The sequence below is a fragment of the Marinomonas profundimaris genome (assembly GCF_000508165.1).
GTDB classification, from domain to species: Bacteria; Pseudomonadota; Gammaproteobacteria; order Pseudomonadales; family Marinomonadaceae; genus Marinomonas; species Marinomonas profundimaris.
In genome coordinates this window covers 1-19,426 of record NZ_AYOZ01000034.1, presented here as the reverse complement: position 1 = coordinate 19,426, position 19,426 = coordinate 1, and the positions used below count along the sequence as shown (strand labels likewise).

18 protein-coding genes are annotated in these 19,426 nt (G+C 45.5%); 3 read left to right on the top strand and 15 right to left on the bottom strand.

The genetic code is table 11. The features are described 5' to 3' along the window. Positions 1–8: 8 nt before the first annotated feature. From phnE (D104_RS30915) to D104_RS30875, 9 genes are all read right to left on the bottom strand, one after another. The gene (phnE, locus tag D104_RS30915; protein WP_024024518.1) at positions 9–806 is read right to left on the bottom strand and encodes a phosphonate ABC transporter, permease protein PhnE; all 798 of its coding nucleotides are present in this window, start codon (positions 804–806) and stop codon (positions 9–11) included. Between the two features lie 21 nt (positions 807–827). After that, a complete protein-coding gene (gene phnE / locus D104_RS30910) occupies positions 828–1,622 on the bottom strand; it encodes a phosphonate ABC transporter, permease protein PhnE (protein ID WP_024024517.1) in 795 nt (264 codons plus the stop codon). After that, positions 1,610–2,395, bottom strand: coding sequence for a phosphonate ABC transporter ATP-binding protein (gene phnC, locus D104_RS30905; RefSeq protein ID WP_024024516.1), 786 nt, complete (start codon positions 2,393–2,395; stop codon positions 1,610–1,612). Before phnC ends, phnE (D104_RS30910) begins: the two co-directional genes overlap by 13 nt. A gap of 97 nt (positions 2,396–2,492) precedes the next feature. Beyond that, a complete protein-coding gene (gene phnD / locus D104_RS30900; RefSeq protein WP_024024515.1) occupies positions 2,493–3,545 on the bottom strand; it encodes a phosphate/phosphite/phosphonate ABC transporter substrate-binding protein in 1,053 nt (350 codons plus the stop codon). Positions 3,546–3,762: 217 nt separating this feature from the next. Continuing rightward, positions 3,763–5,130, bottom strand: a complete 1,368-nt coding sequence (locus D104_RS30895; protein WP_024024514.1) for a sigma-54-dependent transcriptional regulator — start codon at positions 5,128–5,130, stop codon at positions 3,763–3,765. After that, positions 5,131–7,023 (bottom strand): ATP-binding protein, encoded by a 1,893-nt coding sequence (locus D104_RS30890; RefSeq protein ID WP_024024513.1) that lies wholly within the window; start codon positions 7,021–7,023, stop codon positions 5,131–5,133. It lies immediately after the preceding gene. Positions 7,024–7,259: 236 nt separating this feature from the next. Further along, a complete protein-coding gene (gene fhuB, locus D104_RS30885; protein WP_024024512.1) occupies positions 7,260–9,236 on the bottom strand; it encodes a Fe(3+)-hydroxamate ABC transporter permease FhuB in 1,977 nt (658 codons plus the stop codon). Continuing rightward, positions 9,236–10,108 carry an iron-siderophore ABC transporter substrate-binding protein gene (locus tag D104_RS30880; RefSeq protein ID WP_024024511.1) on the bottom strand — a complete coding sequence of 291 codons (873 nt, stop codon included), beginning with the start codon at positions 10,106–10,108 and terminating at the stop codon, positions 9,236–9,238. The genes fhuB and D104_RS30880 overlap by 1 nt, the downstream gene beginning before the upstream one ends. A 14-nt stretch (positions 10,109–10,122) precedes the next feature. After that, a complete protein-coding gene (locus tag D104_RS30875; RefSeq protein ID WP_024024510.1) occupies positions 10,123–10,887 on the bottom strand; it encodes an ABC transporter ATP-binding protein in 765 nt (254 codons plus the stop codon). Positions 10,888–12,154: 1,267 nt separating this feature from the next. Between D104_RS30875 and D104_RS30870 the strand changes: the two genes are divergently transcribed. Both D104_RS30870 and D104_RS30865 read left to right on the top strand, forming a co-directional pair. Beyond that, the gene (locus D104_RS30870; RefSeq protein WP_022609784.1) at positions 12,155–12,475 is read left to right on the top strand and encodes a helix-turn-helix domain-containing protein; all 321 of its coding nucleotides are present in this window, start codon (positions 12,155–12,157) and stop codon (positions 12,473–12,475) included. Next, positions 12,468–13,682 carry a type II toxin-antitoxin system HipA family toxin gene (locus D104_RS30865; RefSeq protein WP_024024508.1) on the top strand — a complete coding sequence of 405 codons (1,215 nt, stop codon included), beginning with the start codon at positions 12,468–12,470 and terminating at the stop codon, positions 13,680–13,682. The genes D104_RS30870 and D104_RS30865 overlap by 8 nt, the downstream gene beginning before the upstream one ends. A gap of 428 nt (positions 13,683–14,110) precedes the next feature. On the opposite strand, the gene D104_RS30855 is transcribed toward D104_RS30865, so the two are convergent. The 3 genes from D104_RS30855 to D104_RS30845 are packed head-to-tail and all read right to left on the bottom strand — an operon-like array spanning position 14,111 to position 16,600. Next, the gene (locus D104_RS30855) at positions 14,111–15,352 is read right to left on the bottom strand and encodes a tyrosine-type recombinase/integrase (RefSeq protein ID WP_024024506.1); all 1,242 of its coding nucleotides are present in this window, start codon (positions 15,350–15,352) and stop codon (positions 14,111–14,113) included. A 1-nt stretch (position 15,353) separates the two neighbouring features. Then, positions 15,354–15,623: a hypothetical protein gene (locus D104_RS30850; protein WP_024024505.1), complete on the bottom strand. Its 270-nt coding sequence runs from the start codon at positions 15,621–15,623 to the stop codon at positions 15,354–15,356. Positions 15,624–15,625: 2 nt separating this feature from the next. Continuing rightward, positions 15,626–16,600, bottom strand: a complete 975-nt coding sequence (locus D104_RS30845) for a ParM/StbA family protein (RefSeq protein ID WP_001963822.1) — start codon at positions 16,598–16,600, stop codon at positions 15,626–15,628. 482 nt (positions 16,601–17,082) lie between these two features. On the opposite strand from D104_RS30845, the gene mobI reads away from it, so the two are divergent. Then, positions 17,083–17,508, top strand: a complete 426-nt coding sequence (mobI, locus tag D104_RS30840) for a conjugative transfer protein MobI(A/C) (protein ID WP_456043798.1) — start codon at positions 17,083–17,085, stop codon at positions 17,506–17,508. A gap of 10 nt (positions 17,509–17,518) precedes the next feature. On the opposite strand, the gene umuC is transcribed toward mobI, so the two are convergent. Genes umuC through umuD form a run of 3 tightly spaced genes read right to left on the bottom strand, consistent with a single transcriptional unit; the run spans position 17,519 to position 19,246 of the window. Next, on the bottom strand, positions 17,519–18,529 hold the full coding sequence (umuC, locus tag D104_RS30835; RefSeq protein ID WP_031215031.1) for a translesion error-prone DNA polymerase V subunit UmuC: 1,011 nt from the start codon (positions 18,527–18,529) through the stop codon (positions 17,519–17,521). A gap of 11 nt (positions 18,530–18,540) precedes the next feature. Beyond that, positions 18,541–18,789: a Y-family DNA polymerase gene (locus tag D104_RS37725; RefSeq protein WP_024024502.1), complete on the bottom strand. Its 249-nt coding sequence runs from the start codon at positions 18,787–18,789 to the stop codon at positions 18,541–18,543. A gap of 7 nt (positions 18,790–18,796) precedes the next feature. Continuing rightward, on the bottom strand, positions 18,797–19,246 hold the full coding sequence (umuD, locus tag D104_RS30825; RefSeq protein WP_000116661.1) for a translesion error-prone DNA polymerase V autoproteolytic subunit: 450 nt from the start codon (positions 19,244–19,246) through the stop codon (positions 18,797–18,799). Positions 19,247–19,426: the final 180 nt, after the last annotated feature.

The following is a 19,426-nucleotide window of genomic DNA, read 5'->3' as shown; positions in this document are numbered from 1 at the left end:
AACCGTCATCAGATTAAGCGTTTACGAATGTTCACGACCACGATTTCAGCCAAAATGACGATGATGAAAATAGCCAACAGAGACATAGCAACGCGATCCCATTGGAACAAATTCATCGAGTCATCTAAGACCACGCCAATGCCGCCAGCACCAACTAAGCCCAGCACGGCAGATTCACGGACATTAATGTCCCAACGGAACAAGACGATGCTGAAAAATGCCGGTAAGACTTGAGGCCAGTAGCCTTTTAGTAAAATCGACATCCATGACGCGCCAGTGGCTTTTAACGCTTCAATAGAGCCCATGTTGACTTCCTCGATCGCCTCACCAAGTAGTTTTCCAACAAAACCAATTGAGCGAAAGGCAATGGCTAAAACGCCAGCAATCACGCCAGGGCCAAAAATAGAGACAAAGAGTAACGCCCAAACCAAGGAGTTTACTGAGCGCGAAGAAACAAGAAAGAATCTTGATATCCAATGACACCAAGCCGAGTTGACGATGTTGCTGGCGTTCATTAGTGCCAGCGGAATGGCAAAAATCAATGTGATTAAGGTGCCTAATGTGGCGATATTCAGCGTTTCAATCATGGCGTCGTGAACGGCGACGGGGTAATACGCGAAGTCGATGGGCCACATGCGAGAAAACATATCGCCCATTTGTTCTGGCGCATCTAATAAGAATTCAGGAATCACCTCGACCGATTGTATTGATTGGAAAAAGGCCAAGACGAGAACCAAGTAAACAGCATAACGAGACAGCTTTTGTCTCAAGGTAAAGCGCTGCCAATGATGATCTATTGTGTTCATAAAGTAGGCTCCTAGGTCAGGCTAGCGAAAAATACGACGGACAATGTTGGAAAGAAATTCCCCAAACATGATAAGAGCAATAATGACGATCAAGATGGCCGCCACAAAGTCGTAATCAAAACGCTGAAAAGCGGAGAAAAGCGTGCCGCCTAATCCACCCGCTCCAACAATGCCGACCATGGTCGAGTTGCGTAGATTAGAGTCAAGTTGATAGGTCGAAAAACCAATAAAACGAGCAAACACTTGAGGCATAACAGAAAACAGAATAATGCTGGCAAAGCCTGCGCCGGTTGCACGAATTGCTTCGACCTGTTTGAGTGAAATTTCTTCAATCGCTTCAGCAAAGAGCTTGGCAATAAAGCCAATGGAGGCAACAATCAATGTCAAAATTCCAGCTAAGGCACCAAACCCAACACTCTTAACAAATAAGATGGCAATGATCACCGGATGAAAAGTACGGCAAAGTGCAATTAAGGCTCTCACCGGTGTACTTACCCAACTTGGCATCATGTTGCGAGCAGCAAATAAGCCTAAAAATAGCGATATGAAAATACCGCAAATACTTGAAATTACGGCAATTTCAAGACTTTCTATCAAGCCACTTAAAAGCAATGACCAGCGACTAAAATTAGGTGGAATCATACGGCCTAGTAAATTACTGGCGTGTCCAAATCCTTCGTTAATACGTCCCCAGCTGAGATCCATAGCGTTAAAAGTATAGAGAACATAGCAAACGACCAGCAGCCAAATCGCACTGATAAACCAGTTATGTTTGAATGGATTCTCTCTATTTTGAACAGATTTTATACCAGCCATGATTCACCCCCATAAATTTGTTTCAGGTGGTCGTCCGTAATATTTTCTGGCGGACCATCGTACACAACCACACCATTACTCATACCGATCATGCGTTTTGCAAAGCGGCTGGCCAATTTGACATCATGAATGTTAACGAGGGCCGGAATGTTTTTTTCGGCAGAAAAACGTTCAAGAAGCTCCATGATTTCGACGGCAGTTTTGGGGTCAAGCGAAGACGTTGGTTCATCAGCGAGAAGGATACGAGGGTTTTGCATAACGGCTCTGGCAATGCCTACACGTTGGCGTTGGCCACCAGATAAACTGTCTGCGCGCTTTTTGGCGTGCTCGGTTAAACCGACAGCGTCTAATAACTCAAACGCCGTATTAATGTCTGCTTGGCTGAAATTGCGACGCCATGCGTTCCAGGCCGACATGTAGCCGAGTCGTCCTGTTAGGACATTTTCAATCACGGTTAAGCGCTCAACGAGGTTGTATTCTTGGAACACCATCCCGACTTGACGGCGAAGCTTACGAAGTTGGCTACCTTTGGCGAGACATAGGTCGGCGCCGTCAAACAATATTTGACCATCTGTTGGGTCGATTAAGCGATTGATACAGCGCAATAACGTACTTTTCCCTGTTCCAGAAGGGCCTATGATGGCGACGATGCCGGGTTCGGTTATGTTGATATCTATCCCTTTTAAAATGGGATTACCCGCTGTGTATTCTTTTTTTAAGTGTCGAATTTCAAGAAAATTTGAATGCTCAGCTATGTTATGAGTGACAGACATGGTGTGTTCCTACAGGCAAAGAGACCCAAGCAACCTGATTGCTCAGGTTGCTGGTTAGTATGTATTTGAATGTGATTGGTTTGGCTAAACGCGCCGACTATTGGTTTTTGCTGGCGGCAGCTTTGGCGGCTTTTTCACGTTTTGCTGCGGCTTTCGCCGCGTCGGCTTCTGCTAGTTGCTTCAGGCCTGCTTTGGTATAAGCCGTGCCTGATGCGTGAGCAATGTCGCGAATGACTTGCCAATCTTCTTTGTAGGTAACAGGGAAGAAGCGGTCAGCACCACCAAAGGTTTTTTGCATCTCAGCAGGGAAGCGGAAACTGAAAAAAGCCTCTTTGATTTTTTCGACTAGCTCAGGGTTTAAATCATGAGCGTAACCAAAAGAGGACGTTGGGAAACGCGGGCTCGTATAAATAATTCGAAAATCGTCTTTATTGATGCGTTTGGCATCGACCATACGTTTGAAAACATCCGAAGCAACTGGAGCGGCTTCGTAATCGCCCGATAAAACGCCCATGACAGATTGGTCATGTTTACCAGAATATTTTACTTCGTAATCTTTATCTGGCGTTAGGCCAAGGGAAGGGAAGATAGCACGAGGTGCTAAGTTACCAGAGTTTGACGACGCGGAAGTATGAGCAACAACCTTGCCTTTTAAATCCGTCATTTTCTGGATACTGCTGTCACTTCGGACGATTGTGATTAAGTTGTAACCTTGAAAAGATTCCTCCGTTCCTTTTACTGCGATTGGAACCAAACCACCTAAATTGACCGCGTAACCGGTAGGGCCAGTTGAGAACCCAGCAATGTGTAAGCGTCCAGAGCGTAATGCTTCCACTTCTGCTGCGTTGGAGTGAACTGTGTAGTAAACGACTTTCTTGCCTGTTTTTTCACTCAGGTATTTTTGAAAGTCGCTGAACGCGTCTTTATAAACAGCAGGATCTTCAACGGGGGTGTACGTAAATACGAGCGTACTTGGGTCGCGCCATTGATTCGAATCTTTTGGGATATCAGCGACAAGATCGTAGTTTTCGTCACAGAATTTATCGTCCAAAACGCCACGATAAGCACAATCATCGGCTAGTGCGGCACTGCTAGCGCCTAAAAGCAATGAGCCAGAGAGCACTAAACCTGTCAGTAATTTAATAGGCATTATTATTTTCCTCATGATGTATTTTTATTGTTATCACCGGTCGGGAGGGTCCGTTGTCGGAGAAGAGTCAATCCAACAAAATTGTAGGATTAAGGTGAGTAGAGCAAAGTGAATGCCAACACTTTAAAAGCCATATAAAACAGTTGTTTATAAATTTTATGCCATTCGTCACTGTCAGTTTGGGACGGATGAGTCTCACGCATAAACCTTAAATGGGTCATTCTTGTCCCACCCACTCGAAAGGTTTGAATTGTTGTTTGTCTAATTGGTGCTTTTTCATTTTTCGATAAAGCGTCTTACGTGACATGTCTAATAATTCGGCGGCTTCATTTAATTGACCGTTGGTCGCTCTGAGTCCTTCTTCGATGATGTGCCGTTCAAACTGTTCCATACGTTCTTCGTAGCTGCCGTTGATATCCTCTTCTTGCTTGATGGAAGCGAGCGAGGTTTCACTGATGCCTAATACAAATCGATCCGCTGCATTTTTGAGCTCTCGAACATTACCAGGCCAGGGATGTTGTATTAGGTAATCCAAGTAAGCGGGTATGATGGTTGGTAAGGGCTTTGAAAAATGCACTGAGGCTTTTCTTGCATAGTGATGGAAGAGCGGCAGAACGTCTTCAGGGCGATCTCTTAACGGCGGAATGGTGAGGCTGGCGACGTTAAGTCGATAAAAAAGGTCTTTACGAAATTTGCCTTCTTCACCCAATAGGGCGAGGTTGTCCTTACTGGCGGCGATAACCGTGAGCTCAACTGGAATGGGTGTTGTGCTACCAACGCGTTCGATGGTTCTTTCTTGCAGCACACGCAGAAATTTAATTTGCACTGGCAACGGCATGGTTTCAATTTCATCTAAGAAAAGGGTTCCGCCGTTGGCCGCTTCTATTTTACCAATATGACGTTTATTTGCGCCGGTAAACGAGCCTGCTTCATGGCCAAATAATTCGCTTTCGATCAGGCTCTCACTGATACCACCACAGTTGATGGCAATGAATCGGCCATTATTTCGGAGGCTAAATTGATGTAACGCTCTGGCGACAACGTCTTTCCCGCAGCCAGTTTCACCATAAATAATAGTGTCGACGTTGGCTTGGGCCAGCGATGAAATATGTTGACGAATGTTTTTGATCGCTGCGGATTCACCGATAATGAGGGCTTCTAGGCCAGTTTGTGCGGCAATGTTTTGTTTAAGGTTGCGGTTCTCTAGCACTAATCGTCTTTTTTCTGTGGCGCGTTGTAGTTGATTAATGAGCAGTGCAGGTTGCAGTGGTTTTTCTAGAAAATCATACGCGCCTTCTTTCATCGCTTCTATTGCCATGGGAATGTCGCCATGGCCACTCATTAGTAAAACGGGCAGTTCATTGTCCAGTTCTTGAAGGCGTGCCAATAGGTTTAAACCATCCATTTTTGGCATGCGAACGTCGCTTAAGATGACCGCTGCACTTTGTCTGTGGAGCGAAGCAATGGCTTTCTCTGCCCTTTGGTGACTTTCTACGAGAAAGCCTTCTAGCTCTAGCATTTCGGTCAATGCTTCAATAATGGTTTGGTCGTCATCTATGACGATTATTTTTATTCTTTGTCCCATTTATTTCTCTGCCTTTTTTAATTCTAAGGTAAAACGGCTGCCGTCTTCAGGTGTCGAGGCGACTCTAATGTTGCCGCCGAAATCCTGAACAATGTTGTAGCTAATGGACAAACCTAAACCGAGCCCTTGGCCGACTTCTTTTTGAGTAAAGAAGGGATCAAAAATTTGCTCTAATTTGTCTTCTTCTATTCCGATACCACTGTCTTTCACATCGATCATGACGCTGTCGTTGAGTTCATAAACAGTAATGGAAAGTTGCTTAACAGAGGCGCTTGATAACGCATCCACCGCATTGCTTATCAGGTTTACCATTACTTGTTCGAGGCGAATTGGTTCAGCAAGAACGCTGATCGGTGATGTGGTGGTTTGATAGTTGAGCGTGCAGCCTTGGTCTTGTATTTGGCTCGACATTAATTCGATGGCGTCTTGAATGACGGTGTCCAAATTCACCGGGGTTAATTCTGTTCCTGCGACGCGTGCGAATGCTTTTAGGTGTTTGGTAATGCGAGTTATTTTTGTCAGTAATTGCCTCACTTTATTTAAGCTGTTTTGTGCGTTGTCTATTTGCCCTTTTTCCATGTGCCGACCTGCGGTATGAAGGTGGCTAGCGATGGCGGTGAGTGGCTGATTTATTTCATGGGTAATGCCAACACCAAGTTGACCAAGCGCGGCCAGTTTACCGGCTTGAACCAGTTCATTTTGAGCGGCTTTTAATTGCGCTTCGGCGGCGACTCTTTCTTCTATTTCGGCGGCAAGAATGTGATTTGTACGTTCCACTTCAATGGCGGTTTTCTGAAAATACTGTAAGTCTCTGGCCATGCTAGACACTTCATCGTTTCCAACGATGCGAATTTGTGTGTCCAGCTGAGAGCTTGCGATGGCACGCATGTTCTGTTGCAGCTCGATGATCCGTTGTAACACATTACGACGTACGTAGAACCAAGAAATAGCACAGGCAATACTGAGGCTAATAAAGGACAACAGTAAGATATTCAAAATACTATTATTGATGGATTTAATCGCACCTTCTAACGAAGCACGAATGCTGGTGTTGGTGTAGTTTGTGTATTGGTTAATTTGAGCCGCTAATTGTTGAATGTGTTGCTGGCTGTTTTCAAGTAAAAAACTTTGCTGGTATAGCAAGTCTAGCTCTTCGTTTTTAAGTTGAAAAAGCGTGCCTTGGCGCGAGCTTATTAGGATCAGTTCAAGTAATGACTGGCGTAACGAGTGAGGTATTTGTGGGAGTGTATTTAAGTCTTGAGTGAGTTCGTCTCCCAACCTTTCTAGGCGCAAAAACGTGTAATCAAGTTCATTAAATGAAGCGTCATTGCTTACTTTTTCAATTAAACCAGAAAAATAGTAAAGACGACGAATAACGTGTTCTGATTTCTCGGTGTGGTCTATTTTGTCTACTTGCGTAATCAGTCTCTGAAATAGTGGAAAGATAAATAATGACTGTTTTGCAAGCTCGAGCCGGATAACTTCTCGACGCTCTACACTTTGATTTAAAAGCGTGAGGCTGTTTTTAATCTGTGTAATTAACTCTAAAAAGTAGCGATTGTAATCTGGCAAATTACGCATGAGAGCATCCATTTCACGGATGGCGACATTCAGCGCCTTCATGGCTTTTTCTCTGGACGTTTTGGAATCGCTGGTCACTAAAAGAGGGGCCGTAGCTACAATAAGCCGACTTTTATCGTTCAGACGGGCAGCCGCATCTAAACCTGGAATGTCTTGATATTTGAGTAATTGAAGGCGATCGCTCAATTGAAGGTAGGTGTTGGTCGCTAACCCACTGGCGACAATGGTGATGGATGAAATGAGCACAAACGCCAAAAAAAGCCTGCCGCCAATGCCTATGTTTCGAAGCCCAAAAAACGAGGGAGTGCCCATTCATGTGTATCCTATTATTTTTATAATTAGATAGCGTAATGAAAAATTGATGCCAACTTTATCGCGCTGATTTTATTCGGTCGGTGCTTATACTGAGGACAAAAATGTCCCATCACAAGCTTTAATTCGTTGAGGAAGAGATAAGAGGAAAACGGATTTGAAAGGCCATTTGGTTCTCTTTAACGTCGTACATTATTTGATATATGAACGACGTTAAAGAGCTGTTTTTGCTTGGGTTAGAGTCTTCTGAGCCCCCACATTAGATACAAGCCGCCAATGATAGAGGCAACCATGCCGGTTGGGATGTCCTCAGGGTACAGTATTTGTCGGCCAAGCCAATCGGAGAAAAGCATGAGTGTGCTACCCACTAAAACGGCGGCGATGAGATGCTCTTTCGCTCGACTGAACCCTAATAAGCGTGCTAGGTGTGGTGCCATTAAACCAATAAAACTGAGAGGTCCAACCACCAAGGTGGCACTGACAGTTAATCCAGACACGAGTAACAATAAGAACATGCGTGACCGAGGTACGTTCAGCCCCAAAGAGTGCGCGCTGGGTTCGCCGAGCGGTAATATGTCTAACCAACGATGGCAAATAAAGCCGATGGAAAGTGAGATGGCTGTAATAATCGTAAGCGGAATTAAGGCGTCGTTGGTTACGTAATAGGTTGTTCCGGCCAACCATGCGAGTAATTGGTAACTTCGAGGGTCTCCGCCTGCCAAAACGATAGTTTGCACTGCGCCCATGAGCGCGGTTATGGCAACGCCTGTTAACAGTACTTTTTCCGGTTGAAACCCCGACTTACGATTCAGTAGTATGATTAAACTTACTGAGGCGATTGCGCCAAAAAAACCACCGATGTACATGCCTGTTAGGCCCGAACCTAGACCTGAAAATAATGCAACAATAACGCCTAGCGCGGTGCCAGAACTGATACCAATGACTTCTGGGCTTGCCATTGGGTTACCGCTCAAACGTTGAATAATGGTGCCCGCCGTTGCCAGCATGGCGCCGGCTAAAATTGCGGCAATCAAACGAGGAAATCGCCATTCTAATACTGACCAATCGCCGCTGGTGATTATCCAGCTCCAGCCATGGTTACCAATCGATACACTTGAGAAGATGAATAAGCCAAAGAAAAGAGTACCAAGGGCAATCCAAATTGTGTATTTACTGAGGTATCGACCTTGTTCGCTGTGTCGAGTTAATACGGTTTCTGTCTGTGTTTGACTGCGCATTGATAACTTGGGTAGCAGCCATAACATTAATGGCGCGCCGAGCGCGGCGGTTGCGGCTCCGGTTGGAATCATCATCGACATAAGGCCTGGCAGTTGTTGTACAACCAAGTCCGTTAATGTCAGCAAAAGCGCACCAATGAACATTGACACTAGAAATTTTGGCAGCAGCCGATGAACGCCAATTAATCGTGTGATGGCCGGCGCAGCAAGACCAATAAAGCCTATGATACCCACAGTGGCAACCACGAATGAAGTGAGTAATACCGCAAGACCTAGACAAATGATTCGTAATTTCGCTAATGAAACGCCAAGGCTTTTTGCGCCAGATTCAGACAGCTGCAAAAGCGTCAGAGGTTTCACAAAAAGAAACGCCACAACAATGAGCGTGAAGACTCTCGGAGCGAGATATGACACATTCCCCCAACCGGTTTGCACTAAAGAGCCTGCGCCCCAAATCATCAGACCCGAGAGTTTTTCTTGGTTCATGATGAGTAAAACAGCACTGAATGCGCCAAAGTAGAGATTAAGAATTAAGCCCGAAATCACCACTATTGTCGGGGAAAGTGCGCGACGCCAAGAAAGCGCAAACACAATCCCCATGGTGATTATACCGCCTGCCATCGCGACTAAACTGTACGAAAAATCAAGTAGCCACGGCGCATAAAGCGTGGCGAGCATTAAGCTGAAACTCGCGCCACTCGCAACCCCTAATGTGGTGGGGGAAGCGAGTGGGTTTCTTAACACTTGCTGCATTAGTACGCCGGCGACAGCCAAAGCAGCACCACAAACCAAGGTGGTAAAGATACGCGGCCACCACGTTAAGTGCAGCTTTATGGAATTGTTCGAGAGCCAGTTAGCTTGAAATAAGCTATTAACGTTATGAGTGAAACTATCATTTATGGACAGCTGCCAGCTCATTAGGAGTGCGACAGAAGCGGTTAATAGGACGATAAAACCAATCGGAAAAACGCGCATTATTGTTTGTCCTTATTGCTTAGAATGTTGCTCAATTCTTCCGCGAAACGAACGGTAGAAGGGATAGAGCCAAAACTCCATGAAGGCGCTGCTTTTAACGCTGGCTGTCCAGAACTTTTAACCAAATATTGCCAGAATTGATCTTGCTGTAAGTTTCTTTCGACGCCTGCAGGTATGGGTTTTACAATGATGATTTGGCCTTTTATTCCCATTAATTGATCAATGCCTACTAATGAATAGCCCCATGGATTTGTTTCTCCGTTCCAAGCGCTTTTTAAACCGAGTTTATTGGCTGCAATTTTATACATGCTGTTTGTACCAAAGACACGAACGTGACGACTGTCCATAAACTGCATCATTAATAACGGTGGCTCATTTTGTGGGGTCTTTTGAGCCAGCTTTGCTAGTGTTTGTTCTGCCGTATGAATAACGGTTTCTGCTTCTGCTTGAGTGTTTGTTTCTTCGCCCAGTCGTCGAGTGAAGATTTTCAAACCATCCCAGGTGATGTTGTCTTGTTTATAAAGCGTGATTTGAGTCACGGGCGCAATGCGAGACAGCTTTGGTGTTAGTGAGCTAAACATGGGGGAAATAAAAATCTTGTCTGGTTTGAGTTCGGACAGTCTTTCTAAATTAGGTTGTGACCGCAACCCTACGTCTTGTGTCGCGCTTGGAATGGCTGGTGCTCTCACCCATGCGTTGTAACTGGACTTTTGAGCCATGGCGATCGGCGTGACACCAAGGGCAATCAAGGTTTCGGTTTGAGTCCAGTCAATAGACATTACTCTAAGGGGAGCGGCTTGTGCTGCGCTTGCGATGTTTGCTACTAAATAAGCAAAACACAGGATGGAGAGCGAGAAGGATCGAGTCGTCATGACATTTTTTCTCATTAGTAAGGCATGGCGACAGGGTAGCCTGCGGGATGTCGACTAATGTGCATGTCGATGCCATAGATTTTTTTGAGTTGTTCGGCTGAGAAAATGGCTTCGGCTGAATCTGAAGCAATCATCTTGCCACTGTGTAATGCCACGATGTGGTCACAAAAACGTGCGGCCATGTTGATGTCGTGAATCACAATGATGACACCAAGGTTGAGTTCTCGACTGAGCTTTTTAATGAGATTGAGCATGTCTATTTGGTGAGCCACATCCAATGCAGAAAGCGGTTCATCCAGCAGTAAGTATTGTGTTTTTTGAGCGATGAGCATGGCGAGCCACAAACGTTGTCGTTCCCCGCCTGACAAGGTGTCAACAAGCCGGTCGGCATAAGCGGTTGTATCGGTTAATACCATAGCGTCATCAATGTGTTTTTTGTCGTCGCTGTTTAAACGCCCAAGTAAACCGTGCCATGGGTAGCGACCAAAGCTCACTAAGTCTTTTCCCGATAAGCTGTCTGTAGAAGGCGTTTGCTGGGGTAAATACGCCACTTGTTGAGCGAATTTTTTAGTCGACCATGAAGAAATAGATTTGTTTTCTAGGAAAATTTCACCACCGGTTGGCTTTTGCTGTTGAGCCAAGAGTTTAAGAAGGGTGGATTTTCCTGAACCATTATGACCGACGAGTGCGTAAATTTTCCCTGGTTCAAATGTCATTGAGAAGTCTGCTAGTAGTGCTCGATCGCCGACACTAAATTGCAGTTTTTTAGACTCTATCATGTTGTAGACCAAATCTGGGGGCTTAAGACAAGCCTTGATCTTGTGAATCGAGATCAAGCTGAAACGTTATTTTATTAGTATTTATAATGCTAATGCAAATTGTTTGCATATAGGTATGGAGCTTATCTTGATGTTGTAACTCAATGTTCTCGCTTTACTTAACATGTTCTGTCTGCCAGAAAATAAGGGTATTTCCTATGTTGTTCTTTGTGCGTGATTGAGGCACAACGGAGCAGGTAATTTAAATCGTGATTTATTCCATAGGCATTGATTGTTTATAAAGTCTAGATCGGCGAAAATAGCCACAATACAATCACGATTAACATGACGGGGTTTTCGATAGCGCCATGCTGAGCAGGCTTTGGTAGAAAGGTCGATAAACCCACGTACAACTTAAAAGAATTTTTTAATGGCAGACCACGCTTTTCTAAACGAAGTTAATACGCGAAGAACGTTCGCGATCATTTCGCACCCTGATGCCGCCCAGCCTTTCAACGCTTAAAATCACCTTTCATTGCACACCACAATCACATCTCAACGTACTGAATTTAAAGGATTTTTGTCTTTTTCTCGTTTCTTTGCTTTTCAATGATGTTCAAGCGTAACCTCGGAAAGTGTGTACAAACTTGAGTACAAATTCCGTTTTAGAGGCCTTTGGCGAAAATTCCATGACACAAACCTGGCTGTAGGCCTTGTGGTTACTGGGTTTGGCGTAAAAAGTACTACCGTTAAAAAGAGTCACTTTTTTTGGTAAATGTTTTCATCTGTACCAAATTACAAAATTTAATGAGGGAGTTTATTGTTGGTGTGATTTTTGCTTCAGTGTTTGTTTTTGAAGATGCTTGAAGCGAACCAATACGGTTATTTCTAATTGAGATATCAGACTTACCTTCAAATTTAGTTGCTGTTTACACCATCATTTTGCACTTGTTTTTCGACTTGTGTGTACAAAATTTCCTGTAACTGTGTACAAACTTCCTCTTTGTTGCACTTATCTTCTGGCGATTTGACGCGAGTTCTTCTGTAGCCCTTGCTGTATAATGGCTGAGCGACAAAAGTACTTAGGGAGTTTGATGCGTCAGTTCGCGATTATCAGCGAGAGTATCGCTCTTTTGTCGATGACAAAAATCTCCTTCTGCTTATATGTAATTATGTATCAGATAATGGCTTTTGATATGTAATGGCTAATCGAATTTGTGTTATTTGAGTTACTGTGATATGTTTTTGTATATAATTATTCTTAAGTGATGCATTAAGGCGTATCGAAATGAGCTATGTAACAGAGCAGATACTAGAAAGTCTTCGAGAAGCTCGGGTACGAAAGGGGTTTAGCCAGAGAGAGTTAAGTGCTCGTTCGGGTGTGCCTCAAAGCCATATTTCGAAAATCGAGTCTGGCAGTGTTGATTTAAGAATATCCAGTTTGATTGCACTTGCCCGTGTACTAGACCTAGAGCTATTGGTTGCGCCTAAAAAGTCTGTACCTGCCATCAAGTCGATCATTCGAAGTGGCCAAGGTATTAACGGCATTAGCGATGAGGGTGAGTCAATGTCGCCCGCGTATCAGTTAGAGGAAGACGACGATGACTAACCATGTCTCTACGCTCAACGTGTTGCTGTACGGTGAACCCATTGCCACAATCACCAACGTGGGCAATGACAGAACGCTTTTTGCCTTTATGGATTCGTACATTCATGACGAATCGCGTCCTGTGTTAGGACTTGGCTTTAAAGATTCGCTAGGTGGCCTGCTGACTAGCTTCAAACCGACCCAAACTAAGTTAACCCCGTTTTTCTCCAACCTTTTACCAGAAGAAACCATGCGAAATTACCTGGCAGAGCGTGCCGGTGTGAACCCAGCGCGGGAATTTTTTCTATTGTGGGTGCTAGGGCAGGATTTAGCTGGCGCGATCACGGTTGAACCGGCGGATGGTGAAGCGCTGCCGCCTAATGTGCATCAAGGCATTGACGATGAAACGAAAATTGAAGCGCCGATGCGCTTCTCATTGGCGGGTGTGCAGTTGAAGTTTTCAGCCGTACAACAGGCTAACGGCGGCTTGACCATTCCAGCAACTGGTCAAGGTGGCTCTTGGATTGTGAAGTTGCCGTCATCTCGATTTGACGCTGTGCCAGAAAATGAATATTCGATGATGGAACTGGCTCGATTGCTGGGGATGGATGTGCCAGAGACTCAGCTACTTCCCATTAACCAGATTGCTAATATTCCAGCAGGCATTGGCAAATATGGTGACAGTGCGTTTGTGATCAAGCGTTTTGACCGTGCAGATGGTCAAGATGTGCACATTGAGGACTTTGCGCAAGTGTTTGGCGTTTATCCTCAAGATAAGTACAAAAAAGCCAGTATGCGCAATATTGCTCAGGTTATCGGCATTGAAGGTAAAGACGAAGACATTGCAGAATTTACTCGCCGATTGGTGTTCAACACGCTAATTGGCAATGCCGATATGCATTTGAAGAATTGGTCTGTGATTTACAAAGATAAGCGCACTGCGTCTATTGCACCTGCTTATGACTTTGTTTCAACCATTCCTTATATCCCCGATGATAGTGCATCGCTGAAGGTGAGCCGTAGCAAGAAATTCAGCGATTTCACGCTGGATGAGCTATCACACTTAGCGGCTAAAGCCATGTTGCCAGAAAAATTGGTGTTAGATACTGCAAAGCAAACTGTAGCAGGCTTCCATGAGGTATGGGCGAAAGAAAAAGCGCATTTACCCCTCACTAAGTCAGTGATTGAAGCCATCGAAATGCACTTACGAAGTATACCGCTACGCTGAATTCCTAGTAGCTAGAGCGTGCATATCGATTAAAGAGGGTTTAACTTTACGCGATTTTACGGTGCTTTTCGCCGTAAACTGGAAATTTGGTAAACTGCACAATGATACCGGTGCCATGATAAGGCTGATCTTCTGAACAAATCATGCATCTTTCTGACCATCAACAAGTGATGAATCAGGCGATGATAGCTTTACATTGATTTTCAGGAGAATGCAGATGACAGCAGTAGCGCACCAGGTAACCCCTTTTCTAACATCTTACGAAGTTATGGCTCGTTACCACATTAGCTATACGACGCTCTGGCGAAGAATTAAAGATGGCAGCTTGCCGCAACCTCGTATCAACCGAAATACGCGAAATAAGCTGTGGCACATTGAAGACTTGGAGGAGTATGAGAAGAAAGAGGACTGAGCCTCTTTCTTTTATTTTACTGTCCGAAACGCCAGTTGAATGGAAAGCCTGTCGGCTCGATGATGGTTTCTAGTTGTTGATACCAAACGTCGTAAGCATGACGCATTTCATCCAAGTACTGATATTGGTTGTAGATAGCATCCAACCCTTTTTTGCTGTGGCCAATCATCAACTCGGCAACTTCTTGCGTGGTGATGGCTGACATTCGCGTTCGCATCGTTCTGCGAAGATCATGCATAGACCAATGCTCCATCTCAATACCAAGCGATCTGCGAGCCCAGATTTTCACATTGTTAGGAATAGTGGTATCAAAGCCATTTGTGGCAAGATCATCTTGTCCGTTCGCGGGAAACAGGTAAGTTGATTTACTCATCTGCATCGCCAGTTCAATCAGCTCAATAGCAGGCCTAATCAATGGCCGCATGATTGGCGCTCCAATTTTCTCACCTTGTTTGCGGATCTCTATAGGCACTGTCCACATTGCTGATTGCAAATCAAAGTGACGCTTTTCAGCTTGAATGAGTTCGCCCTTGCGACCGCCCAATAGCAGAAGCAGCTTTATGTAGATGCGATTCTTCTCAGTGATTTTTGACTCGTGCAAATAGCGCCAAAGTATCCTGATCTCGTTGTCATTTAGCACCCGAGTTCGTTTTCCTTTTTTACCGCCAACCTTTTTTGCTGTGATCCCAGCGGCAGCGTTAATTTCCAAGATTTGTTCATCAATCAGCCAGTCATAAAACTTGTGCAGCACAGACACCAGACGTTCTGTGTTTGAAGGGGACGACTCCGAAACCTCACGAAGACAGTTTCGCAAGGACAATTCATTGATGTCAGTTAATGGGTACTTGCCAAGTCGGGGCAGCAAATATATTTCACTGCTGCGTTTTTGGTAGTGCCACGTTTTCTCCTTTAGCCCTTGCTTACCGGCAGAGTCTATCCAGTCTCGAAAAATCGATTCGAAGCTTTGATTAGCAGAATACTTAGCCCGTTCCTGCTGTAGGTAGAGCTTGGGGTTTCGGCCTTGATCAAGTACTGCCCTTAACCTATCCAGCTCATTCCTGGCTTCAGCAAGCTTCATAAGGGGGTAAGTACCTATGTCTACCCGCTGTTGCTTGCCATCGAACCGATAACGAAACTGAAAAACAATTTTGCCCTTGGGCGACACCCGAGCACTTAGCCCATCTCGGTCGGCTTTTACTACGGTTTCTTTTGCTTCTTTATTTAACCTGGCATCGAGCCAGCTAACTGATAACGCCATGTTATAAGCCCAGCCCTAGTTTTGATTTTAATGATTGTTTACGTGTTTCTGCTTTGGGTTCTGGCGCTGTACTCATAGAAGTAACTTCACCATCTGGTGCAAGGCCATCCACCGGTACAGATGTCGTGGATAGATTGGGTTGGCTCATGTGAATTAACCCAAAGGTGGCCAGCATCCGCAGACGCTCAGCGCGTTCCCGTGGCGGCGTCTTTTCTAATTCTTTGAGCAGTTCAGGGTGGCTCCCTGGGGGAATGTTGACGACAACTCTCATAATCAGGCCCCATAAAACCAGAAGCCTCGGACGTTCGCCAAAACAGACTGTTCCGGCACGATGATCTTGCTTCGTGAAAAAATCTCCTTGGCCGCTTCCTTATAAGCCATGGCTCCACCTCCGGCGATCAATACCAAGTCCGCATTGATGCTTTCGTCACGCATGGATTGGCGCATGGCTGTAAGAGCAACAGGCGCTACCTTTTTCATGGCAGCATTCAGATAAGGTGAAATATCGACTTTTTCTCCAAATAGCAGCACCTGCAAGTCGCCGGTTCTCATGGCTTTTTCAAGTCGATCCATTCCGACTTTGGCACCATGATCTTCTGAAATCAGCTTATCAATCGTTTCCAGTAGCACGGACATTGCCTGAAGACTGGTTCCTGATGAGCTGTAGCGAATTTCTCCGGCCTCAAGGGCAACCCAGTCAACAGAGAAGAAGCCCGGATCTATGACGACTACGCGACCTTCTTCAATCAAGCCCAAATCACCACCTGTTTGAACCAGATCCATATAGGCACCGGCAGGCTGCGGCAGCACTTTGACGTCATGAACAGTGATGCTGCGCTTAGGCGTCACTTGATGGACACCTTTTAAACGCTGCACAAGGTCAGACTTACGTTGTGGTTCATGAAACTGGGAAACCGGTAATCCAGTGACAACCAAATCGATGGATTCTGTTTCAGCCATTAACAAGGCGGCATGAAAAAGCGCCTTATAGGTTTTTGTGGTGGGATACTCCGGGTGAAGCTCTCGTTCCCAGCCTTGAAGGCGTCCAGCAGGCACACCAGCCGCCCAACGCTCATTATCGACAGACACATACAAACAAGTTTCATCATCGCCTCCACCGATACGCTCTGGCATACGATCAGCAGGACCGGCACCCGCAGGCAGAATAATGGTTTTCGGTTCACTGCCTGATTGGCCAATTGCCAGCTTCAGGTTCGAGTAACCGATATCTACGCCTAGTACAAACATACTTATCTCCTGTGCACTCAAAGTGCTCTAACGGTTTTCAATCAACCGCGCTGTTCACGCTTGGGCTATTCCAAGTGCTCTGGCGGTTCACTCAAATGTCATTATCAGGATTCGGTGCACTGGCGGTGGGCAGAAAGGTGACAAATCCTTTCATCTATCTGCCTATTGCATTTTCGCAAAAGTATGAGAATAGGCTCTGTTTGGCGGCGGATAACTGAGCCAAAAAAATCGAGACGCCAAATGTCGTTTGCATTCTGGCCTGAACTCGCCAAACGGTTTGTATCTTCATGACGATACGTCTTTTTAGGCGTTTTTAAGTGAAATCGGGCTGTATCCCTTGTCAGGTATGGGGTTGCGCGAGTTGATTTATATCGAGACGCCAAACAGTGATTGTTACCGCAGTTTTACGTTTGGCGTTTCGATCCAAAAGCCAAACGGATAGTGGTTTTGGCTTTTGGGGTTAATTGGATGGGGAAATTGGTTTGGTAGAAATCGTCAATGAACAATGGAAATCAGAAGTATCAAATTTATTGCAGCAAGAAACGGACAGGCTAAAAGCGCTGGCAAGAGCTGAAGTTGATGACTTTTGGGTTACCCATTACAAGGTTCGTGAGAATGAGCCCTTTAAAGACTGGGGGCTGCTTGGTGTCCGTATCAGAGACTTTAAGTATGGCTTTGGCATTGAGTGGTACATCAACAGTTTTCACGGTCAACGAGGCAAGCGCGTAGTCTTTAGTAAGGGACTGCGTATTTCAAAGACAAAGCTGAGATACTCATTTTTGGACTGCCAAGGTCTAGCCAAAGAATGGGAGTTAGCGCTGGCCATGGAGAAAGAAGAATTCTTCAGTGATGTTCGACGCCAGGTTGATAAGCTCAACATGCTGCGTCGCAGAGTGAATGCCTATTGAGTTAACTGCGCTACTTCACTCGTGGCAACTGGTCCCAGCGTGTCGTATAGGCGGGAGACAAATGCTCTCGCTTCATCGACCAATCTTTCTTGAGTCCTTGTCCAGCAAAGAAAACCTTTCCTGCACCGCTTTGGTTAATGGTGTCCAATACAGACATTAACTGCTGGCTATTAGAGCGGGTCGATACGTCATCGAATAGTCCTGGTTGAAACATGCCAGGATCGTAAAAGTCAGACAGCATGACGCCCGCTTTGGCATAACGAAAACCATCCTTCCAAATCCGCTTGAGTAAGTGATTGGCCAGCTCGATAAAATCCCGTGTATCGCAACTGGGGATCAGCAACTCACCTGATGCAGAGCTGCTGTATTGCGGCTCGTTGTCCTTAAAGGGGCTGGTACGTATGAACACGGTCATCACTTTGGCTTGCTGCTGTTCTTTGCGAAGCTTCTCAGTGGCGCGGGTTGCGTATTCACATACGGCCTCACGTAACAATTCAAATTGCGTTACTTTTTCGCCAAATGAACGGCTACAGACGATTTGTTTCTTAGTTGGTGGGATCTCTTCAAGTTCAATGCACGACTCACCATTGAGCTCTCTGACAGTTCTCTCTAAAACCACTGAAAACTGGTCTCTGATGGCTCTAGGAGAGGCATTGGCTAGGTCTAAGGCTGTGGTGATACCCAACGCATTTAAACGCTTAGAAAGCCGTCTACCAACGCCCCAAACATCATCAACCGGGACTAATGCGAGCAATCGACGTTGCCGATCTGGATTGGTCAGGTCTACAACGCCCTGAGTGGCGGGATATTTCTTGGCGGCATGGTTCGCCAGCTTGGCGAGTGTTTTAGTTGGTGCAATGCCTACACAGACGGTGATCCCAATCCAGTGGCCTATGCGCGCTCGCACTTGTTGTCCGAACTCGACAAGGGATATGGCAGACTCAATACCGGTTAAGTCCAAAAACGCTTCGTCAATGGAGTAAACCTCTACTCGTGGTGCCATCTCTTCCAAAGTGCGCATCACTCGACTGCTCAAATCTGCGTACAGTTCGCGTAATTGGACGAGAATGCCAAAATACCATGGCGCTGCATTTCAGCTTTGATTTGAAAAACGGGTACGCCCATTTTAATACCGAGTAACTTAGCTTCACGCGAGCGTGCAACCACGCAGCCGTCATTGTTGGACAGCACCACAACCGGCGTATCTTTTAAATCAGGACGAAACAGCTTCTCACAACTGGCGTAAAAGTTGTTGCAGTCCACCAAGGCAAATACAGGCATGGGATAGTCACGACTTACGGCGCATGTTTCGCACCACATTGGTGACCACACCAAATATCTCTAACTCTGCCCCTTCAGGAATATGAATGGGCTCATACGCCTGGTTTCTTGGGATCAGCTTGACGCACGGCCTTAGTTGAAGCTCCTTTACCGTGAGTTCACCATGGATGCCAGCGATGACAATGTCACCGTGTTCTGCTTGAACAGAGCGATCAACCACCAAAATATCATCTGGGTGAATCCCAGCATCAATCATTGAATCACCTTCAACACGCACAAAGAACGTTGCAGCCGGTCGCTTGATGCACAGCTCGTTGAGGTCGAGCGTTTGCTCAACATAATCCTGCGCTGGTGAGGGAAAACCAGCAGAAACACGTTCCATGAACAATGGAATACGAAGGCGCTTGGCTTTGATGAAGGCAAGTGCGCCGCTACGGCCTATCAGCGAGACACTCATGACGAACCTCGAAAAAATAGAATCAATACTGTTTGTTTATACAGTATCTAATGCTATGCTGATTTCTACAAGTAAAATTGTAGGTAAAACTGTAGTTGTTCGAGTAAGACGTTGTGTCGTGGGTGACTTCTCTTTTGTGTTGAAAAGCTTGATGGGGTTCTAGGGATTTTCCCCTCTAAA